Source organism: Streptomyces sp. NPDC048584, from assembly GCF_043199595.1.
In the GTDB taxonomy this organism is placed as follows: domain Bacteria; phylum Actinomycetota; class Actinomycetes; order Streptomycetales; family Streptomycetaceae; genus Streptomyces; species Streptomyces edwardsiae.
The window spans coordinates 315,229-331,520 of the sequence record NZ_JBICWF010000006.1; the positions used below are offsets into that span (position 1 = coordinate 315,229).

General features: G+C 71.2%; 16 protein-coding genes. 15 read left to right on the plus strand and 1 reads right to left on the minus strand.

Annotated elements, in window-relative coordinates; genetic code table 11:
• The first annotated feature begins 2 nt into the window (after nt 1-2).
• From ACGFR9_RS16400 to nusB, 13 genes are all read left to right on the plus strand, one after another.
• On the plus strand, nt 3-380 hold the full coding sequence (locus ACGFR9_RS16400) for a hypothetical protein (protein ID WP_393208266.1): 378 nt from the start codon (nt 3-5) through the stop codon (nt 378-380).
• Nucleotides 380-3,052 carry an alanine--tRNA ligase gene (alaS, locus tag ACGFR9_RS16405; protein ID WP_393208269.1) on the plus strand — a complete coding sequence of 891 codons (2,673 nt, stop codon included), beginning with the start codon at nt 380-382 and terminating at the stop codon, nt 3,050-3,052. Before ACGFR9_RS16400 ends, alaS begins: the two co-directional genes overlap by 1 nt.
• Nucleotides 3,049-3,543 (plus strand): Holliday junction resolvase RuvX, encoded by a 495-nt coding sequence (gene ruvX / locus ACGFR9_RS16410; protein WP_393208272.1) that lies wholly within the window; start codon nt 3,049-3,051, stop codon nt 3,541-3,543. Before alaS ends, ruvX begins: the two co-directional genes overlap by 4 nt.
• A gap of 127 nt (nt 3,544-3,670) precedes the next feature.
• Nucleotides 3,671-5,416, plus strand: coding sequence for an endolytic transglycosylase MltG (gene mltG / locus ACGFR9_RS16415; RefSeq protein ID WP_393208275.1), 1,746 nt, complete (start codon nt 3,671-3,673; stop codon nt 5,414-5,416).
• Complete coding sequence (locus ACGFR9_RS16420) at nt 5,416-6,243, plus strand: shikimate dehydrogenase (protein WP_393208278.1); 828 nt, start codon at nt 5,416-5,418, stop codon at nt 6,241-6,243. Before mltG ends, ACGFR9_RS16420 begins: the two co-directional genes overlap by 1 nt.
• A 50-nt stretch (nt 6,244-6,293) precedes the next feature.
• Nucleotides 6,294-6,680 carry a hypothetical protein gene (locus ACGFR9_RS16425; RefSeq protein WP_393208281.1) on the plus strand — a complete coding sequence of 129 codons (387 nt, stop codon included), beginning with the start codon at nt 6,294-6,296 and terminating at the stop codon, nt 6,678-6,680.
• Between the two features lie 184 nt (nt 6,681-6,864).
• Nucleotides 6,865-8,049 (plus strand): chorismate synthase, encoded by a 1,185-nt coding sequence (gene aroC, locus ACGFR9_RS16430; RefSeq protein WP_393208284.1) that lies wholly within the window; start codon nt 6,865-6,867, stop codon nt 8,047-8,049.
• Nucleotides 8,046-8,564: a shikimate kinase gene (locus ACGFR9_RS16435; protein ID WP_393208287.1), complete on the plus strand. Its 519-nt coding sequence runs from the start codon at nt 8,046-8,048 to the stop codon at nt 8,562-8,564. The genes aroC and ACGFR9_RS16435 overlap by 4 nt, the downstream gene beginning before the upstream one ends.
• Nucleotides 8,561-9,655, plus strand: a complete 1,095-nt coding sequence (gene aroB / locus ACGFR9_RS16440) for a 3-dehydroquinate synthase (protein WP_393208290.1) — start codon at nt 8,561-8,563, stop codon at nt 9,653-9,655. Before ACGFR9_RS16435 ends, aroB begins: the two co-directional genes overlap by 4 nt.
• Nucleotides 9,656-9,781: 126 nt before the next feature.
• Nucleotides 9,782-10,654 carry a Pro-rich N-terminal domain-containing protein gene (locus tag ACGFR9_RS16445; protein ID WP_311645416.1) on the plus strand — a complete coding sequence of 291 codons (873 nt, stop codon included), beginning with the start codon at nt 9,782-9,784 and terminating at the stop codon, nt 10,652-10,654.
• A 560-nt stretch (nt 10,655-11,214) separates the two neighbouring features.
• The gene (locus ACGFR9_RS16450; protein ID WP_393208295.1) at nt 11,215-12,360 is read left to right on the plus strand and encodes a M24 family metallopeptidase; all 1,146 of its coding nucleotides are present in this window, start codon (nt 11,215-11,217) and stop codon (nt 12,358-12,360) included.
• Nucleotides 12,361-12,430: 70 nt separating this feature from the next.
• Nucleotides 12,431-12,997, plus strand: coding sequence for an elongation factor P (gene efp / locus ACGFR9_RS16455; RefSeq protein ID WP_311645420.1), 567 nt, complete (start codon nt 12,431-12,433; stop codon nt 12,995-12,997).
• 2 nt (nt 12,998-12,999) lie between these two features.
• Nucleotides 13,000-13,431: a transcription antitermination factor NusB gene (gene nusB / locus ACGFR9_RS16460; RefSeq protein WP_311645422.1), complete on the plus strand. Its 432-nt coding sequence runs from the start codon at nt 13,000-13,002 to the stop codon at nt 13,429-13,431.
• Nucleotides 13,432-13,847: 416 nt separating this feature from the next.
• On the opposite strand, the gene bldD is transcribed toward nusB, so the two are convergent.
• Nucleotides 13,848-14,351: a transcriptional regulator BldD gene (gene bldD, locus ACGFR9_RS16465; protein ID WP_030221608.1), complete on the minus strand. Its 504-nt coding sequence runs from the start codon at nt 14,349-14,351 to the stop codon at nt 13,848-13,850.
• A 265-nt stretch (nt 14,352-14,616) separates the two neighbouring features.
• Between bldD and pyrR the strand changes: the two genes are divergently transcribed.
• Together pyrR and ACGFR9_RS16475 are read left to right on the plus strand one after the other, a co-directional pair.
• The gene (gene pyrR, locus ACGFR9_RS16470) at nt 14,617-15,192 is read left to right on the plus strand and encodes a bifunctional pyr operon transcriptional regulator/uracil phosphoribosyltransferase PyrR (protein ID WP_393208300.1); all 576 of its coding nucleotides are present in this window, start codon (nt 14,617-14,619) and stop codon (nt 15,190-15,192) included.
• Nucleotides 15,193-15,308: 116 nt separating this feature from the next.
• The gene (locus tag ACGFR9_RS16475) at nt 15,309-16,289 is read left to right on the plus strand and encodes an aspartate carbamoyltransferase catalytic subunit (protein ID WP_393208303.1); all 981 of its coding nucleotides are present in this window, start codon (nt 15,309-15,311) and stop codon (nt 16,287-16,289) included.
• The last annotated feature ends 3 nt before the right edge of the window (nt 16,290-16,292 follow it).

Genomic DNA, 16,292 nt, shown 5'->3' on the forward strand with positions numbered 1-16,292 from the left:
CGATGTTCCGCCGAACGTTCTGGTTCACCACCGGCGTCGCCGCCGGAGTGTGGGCCACCACCAAGGTCAACCGCAAGCTCAAGCAGCTGACGCCCGAGCACCTCGCCGTCACCGCGGCGAACAAGGCGATCGAGGCCGGCGGCCGGCTCAAGGACCGGGCGGTGGACTTCGCGCTCGAGGTCCGCGACCACATGGACCGGCGCGAGGCCGAACTCGGCGACGCGCTCGGCCTCGCCGCCCCCGTCGACCGTGAACTCCCCGCGGCCCGCGGCTACGCCGTCATCGAGAACCGCAACAGCACCAAGTACGTCGAGGGCCCGGCACCCGAGCCGCGCCAGACGTATCCGACGTACCCGTACAACCGGAATGAGGACCACTGATGGAGTCGGCCGAGATCCGCCGCCGCTGGCTGAGCTTCTTCGAGGAGCGCGGGCACACCGTCGTCCCTTCGGCGTCGCTCATCGCGGACGACCCGACTCTGCTGCTCGTCCCGGCCGGCATGGTGCCCTTCAAGCCCTACTTCCTGGGCGAGGTCAAGCCGCCTTTCGACCGCGCCACCAGCGTGCAGAAGTGCGTGCGCACCCCCGACATCGAAGAAGTCGGCAAGACCACCCGCCACGGCACGTTCTTCCAGATGTGCGGCAACTTCTCCTTCGGCGACTACTTCAAGGAAGGCGCCGTCAAGTACGCCTGGGAGCTGCTCACCGGCGCCCTGGACAAGGGCGGTTACGGCCTCGACCCCGAGCGCCTGTGGATCACCGTCTACCAGGACGACGACGAGGCCGAGCGGATCTGGCGCGATGTCGTCGGCGTACCCGCCGAACGCATCCAGCGCCTGGGCAAGAAGGACAACTTCTGGTCCATGGGCGTCCCCGGCCCCTGCGGCCCCTGCTCCGAGATCAACTACGACCGCGGCCCCGAGTTCGGCGTCGAGGGCGGCCCCGCCGTCAACGACGAGCGGTACGTGGAGATCTGGAACCTCGTCTTCATGCAGTACGAGCGGGGCGAGGGCACCGGAAAGGACGACTTCGAGATCCTCGGGGACCTGCCGAGCCAGAACATCGACACGGGCCTCGGCCTGGAGCGCCTCGCCATGATTCTGCAGGGCGTGCAGAACATGTACGAGATCGACACCTCCATGGCCGTCATCAACAGGGCCACCGAGCTGACCGGCGTGGCCTACGGCGACGCCCACGCCTCGGACGTCTCCCTGCGCGTGGTCACCGACCACATGCGTACGTCCGTGATGCTCATCGGCGACGGCGTCACCCCCGGCAACGAGGGCCGCGGCTACGTACTGCGCCGCATCATGCGCCGCGCCATCCGCAACATGCGCCTCCTCGGCGCCACCGGCCCGGTCGTCAAGGACCTCATCGACGTCGTCATCGAGATGATGGGACAGCAGTACCCGGAGCTGATCACCGACCGCGAGCGCATCGAGAAGGTCGCCCTCGCCGAGGAGAACGCCTTCCTCAAGACACTGAAGGCCGGCACCAACATCCTCGACACCGCCGTCACCGAGACCAAGCAGTCCGGTGGCAGGGTCCTGGCCGGTGACAAGGCCTTCCTGCTCCACGACACCTGGGGCTTCCCGATCGACCTCACCCTGGAGATGGCCGCCGAGCAGGGCCTCTCCGTGGACGAGGACGGCTTCCGCCGCCTGATGAAGGAACAGCGGGAGCGCGCCAAGGCCGACGCCCAGGCCAAGAAGACCGGCCACGCCGGCGTCGGCGCCTACCGGGAGATCGCCGACCAGGCCGGTGCCACCGACTTCGTCGGTTACTCCGACACCGAGAGCGAGTCCACGATCGTCGGCATCCTCGTCGACGGCGCCTCCTCCCCGGCCGCCACCGAGGGCGACGAGGTCGAGATCGTCCTCGACCGCACCCCGTTCTACGCCGAGGGCGGCGGCCAGATCGGCGACACCGGCCGCATCAAGGTCGACACCGGCGCCGTCATCGAGATCCGCGACTGCCAGAAGCCCGTCCCGGGCGTGTACGTCCACAAGGGCGTCGTCCAGGTCGGCGAGGTCACCGTCGGCGCCAAGGCCCAGGCCTCCATCGACGGCCGCCGCCGTACGGCCATCGCCCGCGCCCACTCGGCCACCCACCTCACCCACCAGGCCCTGCGCGACGCCCTCGGCCCGACGGCCGCCCAGGCCGGTTCCGAGAACCAGCCCGGCCGCTTCCGCTTCGACTTCGGCTCCCCGTCCGCCGTACCGACGGCCGTGATGACCGACGTCGAGCAGAAGATCAACGAGGTGCTCGCCCGCGACCTCGACGTCCGCGCCGACGTCATGGGCATCGACGAGGCCAGGAAGCAGGGCGCCATCGCCGAGTTCGGCGAGAAGTACGGCGAGCGCGTGCGCGTCGTCACCATCGGCGACTTCTCCAAGGAGCTGTGCGGCGGCACCCATGTGCACAACACCGCCCAGCTGGGCCTGGTGAAGCTGCTCGGCGAATCCTCCATCGGCTCCGGTGTGCGCCGTATCGAGGCCCTCGTCGGCGTGGACGCCTACAACTTCCTCGCCCGTGAGCACACGGTCGTCGCCCAGCTCCAGGAGTTGATCAAGGGGCGCCCCGAGGAGCTTCCGGAGAAGGTCTCCGCCATGCTCGGCAAGTTGAAGGACGCCGAGAAGGAGATCGAGAGGTTCCGCGCCGAGAAGGTGCTCCAGGCCGCCGCCGGTCTCGCCGAGTCCGCCAAGGACGTCCGCGGCATCGCCGTCGTCACCGGCCAGGTCCCCGACGGCACCACGCCGGACGACCTGCGCAAGCTGGTCCTCGACGTACGTGGCCGCATCCAGGGCGGCCGGGCCGTCGTCGTCGCCCTGTTCACCGTGAACAACGGCAAGCCGCTGACGGTCATCGCCACCAACGACGCCGCCCGCGAGCGCGGACTCAAGGCCGGTGAACTGGTCCGCACGGCCGCCAAGACCCTCGGCGGTGGCGGTGGCGGCAAGCCGGACGTCGCCCAGGGCGGCGGCCAGAACCCGGCCGCCGTCGGCGAGGCCGTCGAGGCCGTCGAGCGGCTCGTGGCGGACACCGCCAAGTGACCGGGAACCAGGGCGACGCCCCGGCTCTGCGCCGGGGCCGCCGGCTCGCCGTCGACGTGGGGGACGCCCGGATCGGGGTCGCCTCGTGCGACCCCGACGGGATCCTCGCCACGCCGGTGGAGACGGTGCGCGGCCGGGACGTCCCGGCCGCGCACCGGCGGCTGCGGCAACTCGTCGAGGAGTACGAGCCGATCGAGGTCGTCGTCGGCCTCCCCCGCTCCCTCAAGGGGGGCGAGGGACCGGCCGCGGCCAAGGTCAGGGGCTTCGCACAGGAACTGGCACGCGGTATCGCGCCCGTTTCGGTGCGGCTGGTCGACGAGCGGATGACCACGGTCACGGCGAGCCAGGGACTGCGCGCCTCCGGCGTCGGATCCAAGAAGGGCAGGGCGGTGATCGACCAGGTCGCCGCCGTGATCATCCTCCAGCAGGCACTGGAATCCGAACGGGTGTCAGGCAGACCACCCGGTGAGGGCGTCGAAGTGGTCATCTGATCGCGATACGGTAACGTTCCGCGCGATGCGGACGGTGTTCGAACAGCCGCCGCACAGAGAGAGGCGGGACGGGAGTCGCGGTCTTCAGGTGGCCGCGTATCCGCCGCCTCGCGGCTCTAGGGGATCGATGACTGAGTATGGCCGGGGCCAGGGCTCCGAACCGTGGCATCCGGACGACCCGTTGTACGGGGACGGCGGATGGGGCGGACAGCAGACCCAGCAGGGTCAGCAGTCCCCCTACGGCGGCCAGCCACAGGACTACCCGCAGCAGCCGCAGACGCAGCAGCAGTACGGCGACTGGGGCACCGGTGACCAGCACGGGTACGGCGGTCAGCAGTACCCGCAGTACGACCAGAACCAGTACGGCCAGAACCAGTACGACCAGCAGCAGCACCAGCATCAGTACGACCAGCAGCAGTACGCCGCTCAGCAGCAACAGCCGCAGTACGACCAGAACGGCTGGCCCACGGGCTCCTATCCCCAGGACCCCTACGCGGCCGGCCCGGCGGACCCGTACGGGCAGCAGCAGCCGGGGACGTACGGCGGTGAACAGCCCGACTACTACAGCACCCCCGAGGCCTATCCGCCGCCGGAGCCGCCCGGCCGCCGCCGCGCCGAACCCGAGCCCGGGCCCGAACCGGAATCCGAGCCGCGGACGGATTGGGATCCGGGCCCCGACCAGGGCGAACACGCCTTCTTCTCGGGCGGTGGCGACGACGACGACCAGCGCGACGACGAGCCGGCCGAGCGGCGCGGGCGTGGCGAACGACAGGGCCGCGGCGGCAAGGAGAAGAAGCGGCGCAGTGGCATGGCCTGCCTCGTCGTGGTCGTGGTCCTCGGCGGCGGCCTCGCGGGTGTCACCTACTTCGGCTACCAGTTCTACCAGGATCGTTTCGGCAGTGCCCCGGACTTCGCGGGGGCCGGCAACGGCGAGCAGGTGACCGTCACGATCCCCAAGGGATCCGGCGGATACGCCATCGGCCAGGAGCTGAAGAAGGCGGGCGTCGTCAAGAGCGTCGACGCCTTCGTCGCGGCCCAGGCGGCCAACCCGGGCGGCAAGGGGATCCAGGACGGCGTCTACACGCTGCAGAAGGAGATGTCGGCGTCGAGCGCGGTCGAGCTGATGCTCAGCCCGAAGAGCCGCGACAATCTGATCATCGCCGAGGGCAAGCGCAACGTGGCCGTCTACGAGCTGATCGACAAGCGCCTCAAGGTGGACGACGGCACCACGGCCAAGGTCGCCGAGACCAAGTGGAAGAGCCTCGGCCTGCCCGACTGGGCCATGAACCACGACGAGGTCAAGGACCCGCTGGAGGGCTTCCTCTACCCGTCGAGCTACGCCGTCGCCAAGGGACAGAAGCCCGAGGACGTGCTGAAACAGATGGTGGCCCGTGCCACCGAGAAGTACGAGGAACTGGACTTCGAGGGGCAGTCGAAGAAGCTCGGTCTCGAGGGTCCGTGGGAGCTGGTGACGGTAGCGAGCCTGGTGCAGGCGGAGGGCAAGACCCACGACGACTTCCGCAAGATGTCCGAAGTGATCTACAACCGGCTCAAGCCCAGCAATACGGAGACGTTCCAGAAGCTCCAGTTCGACTCGACCTTCAACTACCTCCTCGGCCAGAGCGAGATCGACATCTCCGAGTCGGAGATCAACAGCAACCCCGACCCGTACAACACGTACACCAACAAGGGCCTGACGCCCGGCCCGATCGGCAATCCCGGCGAGGAGGCGCTGCAGGCCGCGCTGAATCCGACGACCGACGGCTGGATGTACTTCGTCGCCACGGACGGAGCGAACAAGACCGAGTTCGCCAAGACCATCGCGGAGCACCAGAAGCTCGTCGACAAGTTCAACGCGACGAGGAAGAACTGATGGCGGCCGCCCGCAGGGCCGCCGTACTCGGTTCCCCGATCGCCCACTCCCTCTCCCCGGTGCTGCACCGCACCGCCTACGCCGAGCTGGGCCTGGAGGGCTGGACGTACGACCGTTTCGAGGTCGACGAGACGTCCCTGCCCGGCTTCTTCGACACGCTCGGCACCGAGTGGGCGGGGCTGTCGCTGACCATGCCGCTGAAGCGGGCGGTGATCCCGCTGCTGGACTCGGTCAGCGAGACCGCCACCTCGGTCGAGGCGGTCAACACGGTCGTCCTCACGCCGGACGGCCGCCGGACCGGCGACAACACCGACATCCCCGGGATGGTCGCCGCCCTGCGCGAGCACGGCATCGACAAGGTGGAGACGGCCGCCATCATCGGCGCCGGCGCCACCGCCTCCTCCGCCCTCGCCGCGCTGGCCCGCATCTGCTCCGGCGAGGTCACCGTCCACGTCCGCAGCGAGACCCGTGCGACGGAGATGCGCGAGTGGGCGGAGCGGCTCGACGTGGCGGTGCGCATCGCCGCCTGGGAGGACGCGGAGCAGGCCCTGCACGCCCCGCTGGTCGTCAGCACCACCCCGGCCGGCGTCACGGACGCCCTCGCCGGGGCCGTCCCGGAACACCCGGCGGCCCTCTTCGACGTGCTCTACGACCCGTGGCCGACCGTGCTCGCCGCCCGCTGGTCGGCGTACGGGGGCGCCGTGGTCAGCGGGCTGGACCTCCTGGTGCACCAGGCGGTGCTCCAGGTGGAGCAGATGACGGGATGTTCACCCGCGCCCTTGGACGCGATGCGAAAAGCGGGAGAGCGGGCGCTCGCGGCCCGATAAGATCCACCGTCGGTTCCGCAGGGGGCGGAACACGGGAGGGAACGCGTTCCATGTCCGCAGGCATACCACTGGCGTCGGTGAAGTCCCAGATCTTCGAGTCCGTGCTGGGCTTTCTGCCCGACTGGGTGCAGATCACGGTGCTGGCGCTGATCGTGCTCGCCGTCGTCGCGTCCTGGGTCGTCAAGCTCAAGCGCAAGATCGCGTACCGCCGGGCGGTCCGGGGCGGACAGCCGGTCCACGCGGCGGCGCAGTACGGCCAGGGGAGCGGCGCCGACCATCTGGGCGCCTACGCCCCGCAGCAGACCGCCCAGCAGCCGAGCGGTGCCGACCACCTGGGACAGTACGCGTCCCAGCAGGCGCAGCCGCAGGGCAGCGGAGCCGATTTTCTCGGCGCCTACGCCCCGCAACAGCGCCGGGGCGAGGGCGGAACGGCCTGATTTCCCCACCGCCCGGCCCGGGATCCAGCCCGTCCGTCTGATGGACCGGCGGCCGGACACCCGGCAGGGACGTGGGAGGATCGAAGACGGCGGACCGGGGCCGCGCACCCCGTCACGCCGCAGTCGTACACGAGGAGACGTGTACGCAGGGCAGTACCGGGGCGCGAGCATTTGAGGAGCACCGTTGAGCAGGTTGCGCTGGCTGACCGCGGGGGAGTCGCACGGTCCCGCACTCGTGGCGACGCTGGAGGGTCTTCCCGCCGGCGTACCGATCACCACCGACATGGTGGCGGACCACCTCGCGAGGCGGCGGCTGGGCTATGGACGCGGTGCCCGGATGAAGTTCGAGCGCGACGAGGTCACCTTCCTCGGCGGCGTCCGGCACGGTCTGACCATCGGCTCTCCGGTCGCGGTCATGGTGGGCAACACCGAATGGCCGAAGTGGGAGCAGGTCATGGCGGCCGACCCGGTCGACCCCGACGTGCTGGCCGGCCTGGCGCGCAACGCCCCGCTGACCCGCCCACGCCCCGGCCACGCCGACCTGGCCGGCATGCAGAAGTACGGCTTCGACGAGGCCCGGCCGATCCTGGAGCGGGCCTCCGCCCGCGAGACCGCCGCCCGCGTGGCCCTGGGCGCGGTGGCACGGTCGTACCTGAAGGAGACGGCCGGAATCGAGATCGTCAGCCACGTCGTCGAGCTGGCCTCCGCGAAGGCGCCGTACGGCGTGTACCCGACCCCCGCCGACGTGGAGCGTCTCGACGCCGACCCGGTGCGCTGTCTGGACGCGGACGCCTCGAAGGCGATGGTCGCGGAGATCGACCAGGCCCACAAGGACGGCGACACCCTCGGCGGCGTGGTCGAGGTACTGGCGTACGGCGTGCCCGTGGGCCTCGGCTCCCATGTCCACTGGGACCGCCGCCTGGACGCCCGGCTGGCCGCCGCTCTGATGGGCATCCAGGCCATCAAGGGCGTGGAGGTCGGCGACGGCTTCGACCTCGCCCGCGTCCCCGGCTCGAAGGCGCACGACGAGATCGTCGTCACCGACGACGGCATCAGGCGCGCGTCGGGCCGCTCCGGCGGCACCGAGGGCGGACTGACCACCGGTGAGCTGCTGCGCGTCCGCGCGGCGATGAAGCCGATCGCGACCGTGCCGCGCGCCCTGAAGACCGTGGACGTCGTCACCGGCGAGGAGGCCGCCGCCCACCACCAGCGCTCCGACGTGTGCGCCGTGCCGGCGGCCGGGATCGTCGCCGAGGCCATGGTGGCGCTGGTCCTCGCGGACGCGGTCGCGGAGAAGTTCGGCGGCGACAGCGTCACCGAGACCCACCGCAATGTGACCTCGTACCTCGAGAACCTGGCCATCCGATGACAGGTGCACCGGTCATCGTACTGATCGGCCCGATGGGCGTGGGCAAGTCCACCGTCGGGCGGCTGCTCGCCGAGCGGCTGAACGTGGCCTACCGCGACACCGACGACGACATCGTCGCGGCCGAGGGCAGGACCATCGCCGACATCTTCGTCGACGAGGGCGAACCCGCTTTCCGCGTGATCGAGAAGCGTGCGGTGCGTACGGCCCTCGCCGGGCACCAGGGCGTCCTGGCCCTCGGCGGCGGCGCGATCCTCGACCCCGAGACGCGCGCGCTGCTCGCCGGGCAGCGGGTCGTCTACCTCTCGATGGACGTCGAGGAGGCGGTCAAGCGCACCGGGCTCAACGCCGCCCGTCCGCTCCTCGCGGTCAACCCGCGCAAGCAGTGGCGCGAGCTGATGGAGGCCCGCCGGCATCTGTACGAGGAGGCCGCCACGGCCGTCGTGCCCACCGACGGCCGTACGCCCGAGGAAGTCACCGAAGCGGCCCTGGACGCACTGGAGTTGAAGGACGCATGAGCAGCGAAGCAGTGACGCGGATCCAGATCGGCGGCACGGCGGGCACCGACCCGTACGAGGTCCTGGTGGGCCGTCAGCTCCTCGGCGAGCTCGGTGGACTGATCGGAGCGAAGGCCAAGCGCGTCGCGATCGTGCACCCGGAAGCCCTCGCCGAGACCGGCGAGGCACTCCGCGAGGATCTCGCCGGGCAGGGCTACGAGGCGATCGCCATCCAGGTGCCCAACGCGGAGGAGGCCAAGACCGCCGAGGTCGCCGCCTACTGCTGGAAGGCGCTGGGCCAGTCCGGCTTCACCCGTACCGATGTCATCGTCGGCGTGGGCGGCGGGGCCACGACGGACCTGGCCGGCTTCGTGGCCGCGACCTGGCTGCGCGGGGTGCGCTGGATCGCGGTCCCGACCACCGTCCTGGCCATGGTCGACGCGGCCGTGGGCGGCAAGACGGGCATCAACACCGCCGAGGGCAAGAACCTGGTCGGAGCCTTCCACCCGCCCGCCGGCGTCCTGTGCGACCTCGCGGCGCTGGACTCCCTCGCGGTCAACGACTACGTCTCCGGGCTCGCGGAGGTCATCAAGGCCGGCTTCATCGCCGACCCGGTGATCCTGGACCTCATCGAGTCCGACCCCCAGGCCGCCCGCACCCCGTCCGGCCCGCACACGGCGGAGCTGATCGAGCGTTCGATCCGGGTCAAGGCCGAGGTCGTCTCGTCCGACCTCAAGGAATCGGGCCTGAGGGAGATCCTGAACTACGGCCACACCCTCGGCCACGCCATCGAGAAGAACGAGCGCTACAAGTGGCGCCACGGCGCGGCCGTCGCCGTCGGCATGCACTTCGCGGCCGAACTCGGCCGCCTCGCGGGCCGCTTGGACGACGCCACCGCGGACCGCCACCGTACGGTCCTCGAATCGGTCGGCCTCCCGCTGCACTACCGCCACGACCAGTGGCCCAAGCTGCTGGAGAACATGAAGGTCGACAAGAAGTCCCGCGGCGACCTGCTGCGCTTCATCGTCCTCGACGGCCTCGCCAAGCCCACGGTGCTGGAGGGTCCGGACCCGGCCGTCCTGCTCGCCGCGTACGGCGAGGTGGGGGAGTAGCCCCGGGCACTCATCACCGCCCCCGGCCGTTCACACAACGACGGCAGGGGGCGGTACCGTTCGGTAGCACGCGGGAGAAGCCCGCTGTCAGCGCCCCATCGCCTGTACGAGACGGAGTGGCACCGGATGCAGCACGCAGTGGGGTCTCCGCTGCCGCCGCCCCATCAGCCGGGGCACGGACCGGCCGCCGGCTGGTCACCGGCCGCACACCACCCGGGCCAGCACCCGGGAGCGCACCAGGGCTCCGCCCCGCTGCCCATGCCACCTCCGGCACCGGGCTATCCGGCACCGCCGCCGCCCGGACCCGGCCCCGCCCACGCGGGTCCGCAGCACGCCTCGATGCCTCCGCCGCCGGACACCACCGGCCATGTACCGCTGCCGCCCGGCGGCCCGGTCGCCATGCCGAGCCCGCCACAGGCGCCCGCGGCGCCCGACCCGGCCGGGACGATCATCGCGGTGCTGCTGATAGGTCCCGCCGGCGCGGGCAAGACGAGTGTGGCCAAGTACTGGGCGGACCACCGCCGGGTGCCGACGGCGCACATCAGCCTCGACGACGTACGCGAATGGGTGCGCTCGGGGTTCGCCGATCCGCAGTCCGGGTGGAACGACCACTCGGAGGCGCAGTATCGTCTCGCCCGCCGCACCTGCGGCTTCGCGGCGCGCAACTTCCTCGCCAACGGGATCTCCTGCATTCTCGACGACGCGGTGTTCCCCGACCGGCCGGTCGTCGGTCTCGGCGGCTGGAAGCGGCACGTGGGTCCCGGTCTGCTGCCGGTGGTGCTCCTCCCCGGCCTGGACATCGTCCTGGAACGCAACGCGGAACGTTCCGGCAATCGCCGGCTCACCGACGAAGAGGTGGCCCGTATCCACGGCCGGATGGCCGGCTGGTACGGCTCGGGGCTGCCCATCATCGACAACTCCCAGCTGGGCATACCGGAAACGGCCCGCATCCTGGACGACGTCCTGGCCCGCTCGATAGCCAGCCCCCCACCGTGGTGAACGCGGGCCGCGTACAACGCCCCTGTGTCCGTGACACCGGAGCCGACCGCGACTTCCCCTCGCTCGAACGGGCCCCCGACGTCACGACGACCCTCCGCTGACGGGCGGGATCCCACTCACCGGCGCCGGCGGGACGCCGCTGCGCCCACCGGTGCCGCCCCAGCGACACGACCGCCGCAGCTGGGGGCGGCGGGATGCCCGGGTCTGCGGGGGGTGTTGCTGTGCGGCGGGCGGGATCCCACTCACCGGCGTCGGCGGGACGCCGCTGCGCCCACCGGTGCCGCCCCAGCGACACGACCGCCGCAGCTGGGGGCGGCGGGATGCCCGGGTGCGACGACTGGGCGCGGGTGATCGCGTGCCGGAGTGGGGTGTGGTGGTGCGGTGAGGCCGCCGCTTACCCGGTCCCCGTGCCGGGGCACTGTGGCAGCGGGCGAGGCCGGCCCGATTGCGGCGGACTCACCGCACCACCGCACCCCCGACCCCACGACGCGGCCGCGTCCGCCCCCCCACTCGGCCCCGCTCGACCGGCGACATCCGGCCACCGCTCCTACGCTCGAAGAATGTCAGAGGTCTACGCGGGACGCCGGGCGCGGCTACGGGAATGCTGCAACGCGGGTGGCAGCGCGGCGGCGCTGGTGTCCCGCCCCGCCAACGTGCGCTACCTCGCAGGCGCCGCCCCCGAAGGCGCCGTGCTCCTGCTCGGCAGGACCGAGGACCTCCTCGTCTGCGTCGGCCCACCCGACGACCGCTCCCCTCAGAGCCGCCCCGACGAAGCACTCCGCGTCCACATCGTCCCCGGCCCTGGCCTCGGCCCTGGCCTCGGCCTCGGCAGCGGTGGCGGCGGCAGCGACGCCGCAGTCGCAGCCGCCCGCCTCGCCGTCACCCAGGGCGCCGACTCCCTGGCCCTCGAGGAACACCACCTCACCGTCACCCGCCACCACGCCATCCGCGACACGGCCCCCCGCCTTCGCCTCACCGGCATCGGCTGCGCCGTGGAACAGCTTCGCGTCGTCAAGGACGAGGAAGAGATCTCCTGCCTCCGCATCGGTGCCGAGATCGCCGACCAGGCACTGGGCGAACTCCTGGAGTCCATCCTCGTAGGCCGCACCGAACGCCACCTCGCCCTCGAACTGGAGCGCCGCCTCGTCGACCACGGCGCCGACGGGCCCGCCTTCCCCACCTCCGTCGCCACCGGCCCGCACGCCGGCCGCCCCGGCCACCGCCCCACCGACCGCCGCGTCGAGGAGGGCGACTTCCTCTCGGTCTGCCTCGGCGCCACCTACCGCGGTTACCGCTGCGAGATCGGCCGCACGTTCGTCATCGGCACGGCCCCGGCGGACTGGCAGATCGAGCTGTACGACCTCGTCTTCTCCGCCCAGCGCGCCGGGCGCGAGTCCCTCGTCCCCGGCGCCGCCTGCCGTGACGTGGACCGCGCGGCCCGCCAGGTGCTGGACTCCGCGGGGTACGCCGAGGCCCTCCCCGAACTCACCGGCCACGGTGTAGGACTGGAAATCGACGAGGACCCTCAATTGACCCCCGCGGCCATGGGTAAACTGGACGCTTGCGTGCCGGTCACCGTCGAACCGGGGGTCCACCTCCCCGGCCGGGGCGGAGTCCGGATCGATGACACGCTCGTCGTGCGCCCCGAGGCGGACGGCGGACCCGAGCTACTCACCATCACGACCAAGGAGCTGCTCGCGCTCTAGCCCCGCGTCGGGCACGGGCGCAGGCCCCGGCCGTCGTCCACGTCAGTCCAGTCCAGGAGATTCCGCAACCGTGGCTTCCACGAACGACCTCAAGAACGGCATGGTGCTCAAGCTCGAAGGCGGCCAGCTCTGGTCCGTCGTCGAGTTCCAGCACGTCAAGCCCGGCAAAGGCCCGGCCTTCGTGCGCACCAAGCTGAAGAACGTGCTGTCCGGCAAGACCGTCGACAAGACCTTCAACGCCGGCGTCAAGGTCGAAACGGCCACCGTCGACAAGCGCGACATGCAGTTCTCGTACATGGACGGCGAATACTTCGTCTTCATGGACATGCAGACCTACGACCAGCTGCACATCGACCGCAAGACGGTCGCCGACGCCGCCAACTTCCTCATCGAGGGCTTCGAGGCCACCGTCGCGCAGCACGAGGGCGAGGTGCTCTTCGTCGAGCTCCCGGCCGCCGTCGAGCTGGTCATCCAGGAGACCGAGCCGGGCGTCCAGGGCGACCGCTCCACCGGCGGCACCAAGCCCGCCACCCTGGAGACCGGTCACCAGATCCAGGTACCCCTCTTCATCACCACCGGTGAGAAGATCAAGGTCGACACCCGCACCAGCGACTACCTCGGCCGGGTGAACAGCTAACCGTGGCTGCCCGCAATACGGCCCGCAAGCGTGCCTTCCAGATCATTTTCGAGGGCGATCAGCGCGGCGCCGAGGTCCTGACGGTCCTCGCCGACTGGGTCCGGCACGCCCGGTCCGACACCCGGCAGCCGCCGGTGAGCGAGTACACGATGCAGCTCGTCGAGGGCTACGCGGAGCACGCGCAGCGCATCGACGAGCTGATCGCCCAGTACTCGGTGGGCTGGACGATCGACCGCATGCCGGTCGTCGACCGCAGCATTCTGCGGCTCGGCGCGTACGAGCTGATCTGGGTCGACGAGACCCCGGACGCGGTGGTCCTCGACGAGATGGTGCAGTTGGCGAAGGAGTTCTCGACCGATGAGTCGCCCTCCTTCGTGAACGGGCTGCTGGGCCGGCTCAAGGAGCTGAAGCCGTCGCTTCGACGCGAGGCGTAGGCGTACGCCGCGCGCCGTGAGCGCGCCCACCACCGCGGGGGTGCGCCTGGGAGGCGACTGCGGGCCGGTCCGTGGCTGGTCGCGCAGTTCCCCGCGCCCCTGCGGTGCTGCCCTCACGGCGCGCGTACGTGCCCACGCAGAATCGGCGCGCCCACGAAAAACCGCCGGGGGGGGGGGGGCCCCCCCGGGGGGGGGCCCCCCCCCCGGCCCGGGGGGGGGGGGCCCGGGGGGGGGGGGGGGGGGGGGGCGCCGGGGGGGGGGGGCCGCGGCCCCGCCGCCGCCGGCGGCGCCCCCCCCCCGGGCGGGCCCGCCCCCCCCCCCCCTCGGGCCCCCCCCCCCACCCCCCCGGGGGGGGCCCCCCCCCCCGGGGGGGCCCCCCCCCCCCGGCGGCACGTTTCTGCGATCCCCTGAAGCGGCTACGCGTCCTCGTGCGAGGCCACCGCGCGGCGCGCGTCCGCGTCCAGGACGCCCCAGTTGATCAGCTGCTCGGTGAGGACCGAGGGCGACTGGTCGTAGATGACGGCGAGGGTGCGCAGGTCGTCCTGGCGGATCGACAGCACCTTGCCGTTGTAGTCGCCGCGCTGCGACTGGATCGTCGCCGCGTACCGCTGCAGCGGGCCCGCCTTCTCGGCCGGCACCGTGGCCAGCCGCTCCAGGTCCAGGACCAGCTTCGGCGGCGGCTCGGCGGCCCCGCCCGGGGTCGTGCCCGGCAGCAGCTCCTGCACCGGGACGCCGTAGAAGTCCGCCAGCTCCGCGAGGCGCTGTACGGTCACGGCGCGGTCGCCGCGCTCGTACGAACCGACCACGACCGCCTTCCAACGGCCCTGGGACTTCTCCTCGACACCGTGGAGGGAAAGGCCCTGCTGGGTGCGGATCGCCCGGAGCTTGGCCCCGAGCTGTTTGGCGTATTCGCTGGACATATAGCTCCCCGGCACTGTGTCGACGCGACTCTGGCTGGTTTCCATGCCGCGCGGCTGGTAACTCACTGTGAGGTTACGCAGCGTTACTCTCGCTCGTCAAGCCGAATGGTCCACACCGACTCTTCCGTGGTAGCGAAGATCGGCTACTCCATCGGAGTGATCGGGGGTGTCGCTACGGGCGGAATCCCACCTGATAGCGTGGGCCACGCAATCCGACGTCCTTTAAGGTCCGTCCCGTGAGGCGGAGAAGGAGGTCCGTTTTCATATGGACAAGCAGGACACGCAGAATCCGCAGCCCGATGCCCGCCCCGTTCTCGAGGCCCCGGACATCGCCCGGGTCATGACCCGCATCGCCCACGAGATCGTCGAACGCGCCAAGGGCGCCGACGATGTGGTGCTCCTCGGCATCCCGACCCGAGGCGTCTTCCTCGCCCAGCGACTCGCCGCCAAGCTCGAGCAGATCACCGAGCGCAAGGTCCCGGTCGGCTCGCTGGACATCACGATGTACCGCGACGACCTGCGCATGCACCCACCGCGTGCGCTGGCCCGTACCGAGATCCCCGGCGACGGCATCGACGGCCGCCTGGTCGTCCTCGTCGACGACGTGCTCTTCTCCGGCCGCACCATCCGCGCCGCCCTCGACGCGCTGAACGACATCGGACGCCCGCGCGCGGTGCAGCTCGCCGTCCTCGTCGACCGCGGCCACCGCGAACTGCCCATCCGCGCCGACTACGTCGGCAAGAACCTCCCCACGTCGCTGCGGGAGACGGTCAAGGTCCTGCTCGCCGAGGAGGACGGTCGCGACACCGTGCTGCTCGGCGCCAAGCAGACCTCCCAGTAGCACTTCGGTGCGCACGCCCGTGGGCGTGCGCCGGATCGGCACGCCCACACGTGTACCCGTCCGACCGATTTAGCCGCTGATATCTCCCTATCGAACCGCCTTACGGAGCCTGACAGATGCAGCGTCATCTCATCTCGGCCGCCGACCTCACCCGCGACGACGCCGTCCTGATCCTCGACACCGCCGAGGAGATGGCCCGGGTCGCCGACCGGCCGATCAAGAAACTCCCGACCCTGCGCGGCCGGACCGTCGTCAACCTCTTCTTCGAGGACTCCACCCGCACCCGGATCTCCTTCGAGGCCGCCGAGAAGCGGCTGTCGGCGGACGTCATCAACTTCACCGCCAAGGGCTCCAGCGTCTCCAAGGGCGAGTCCCTGAAGGACACGGCGCAGACCCTGGAGGCCATGGGCGTCGACGCCGTGGTCATCCGGCACGGCGCCTCCGGGGCCCCGTACCGGCTGGCCACCTCCGGCTGGATCGACGCACACGTCATCAACGCGGGCGACGGCACCCACCAGCACCCCACCCAGGCCCTCCTCGACGCCTTCACCATGCGGCGCCGGCTGGTCGGCCGGGACGCCGGACTCGGGCAGGACCTGTCGGGCCGCCGCATCACGATCGTCGGCGACGTCCTGCACAGCAGGGTCGCCCGCTCCAACGTCGACCTGCTGCACACCCTCGGCGCCGAGGTCACCCTGGTCGCCCCGCCGACCCTGCTGCCGGTCGGCATCGACACCTGGCCCTGCGAGGTGTCGTACGACCTCGACTCGACGCTGACCAAGTCCGACGCGGTGATGATGCTGCGCGTCCAGCGCGAGCGGATGAACGCCGCGTTCTTCCCCACCGAGCGGGAGTACTCGCGCCGCTACGGCCTCGACGGCGACCGCATGGCGCGGATGCCCGGGCACGCCATCGTCATGCACCCCGGCCCGATGGTCCGCGGCATGGAGATCACCGCCGAGGTCGCCGACTCCGACCGCTGCACGGTGATCGAGCAGGTCGCCAACGGCGTCTCCATCCGCATGGCCGTCCTCTACCTGCTGCTGGGCGGCAACGAACCCGCCCTCACCCACGCCCGCACCACCGAGGAGAAGTAAGAA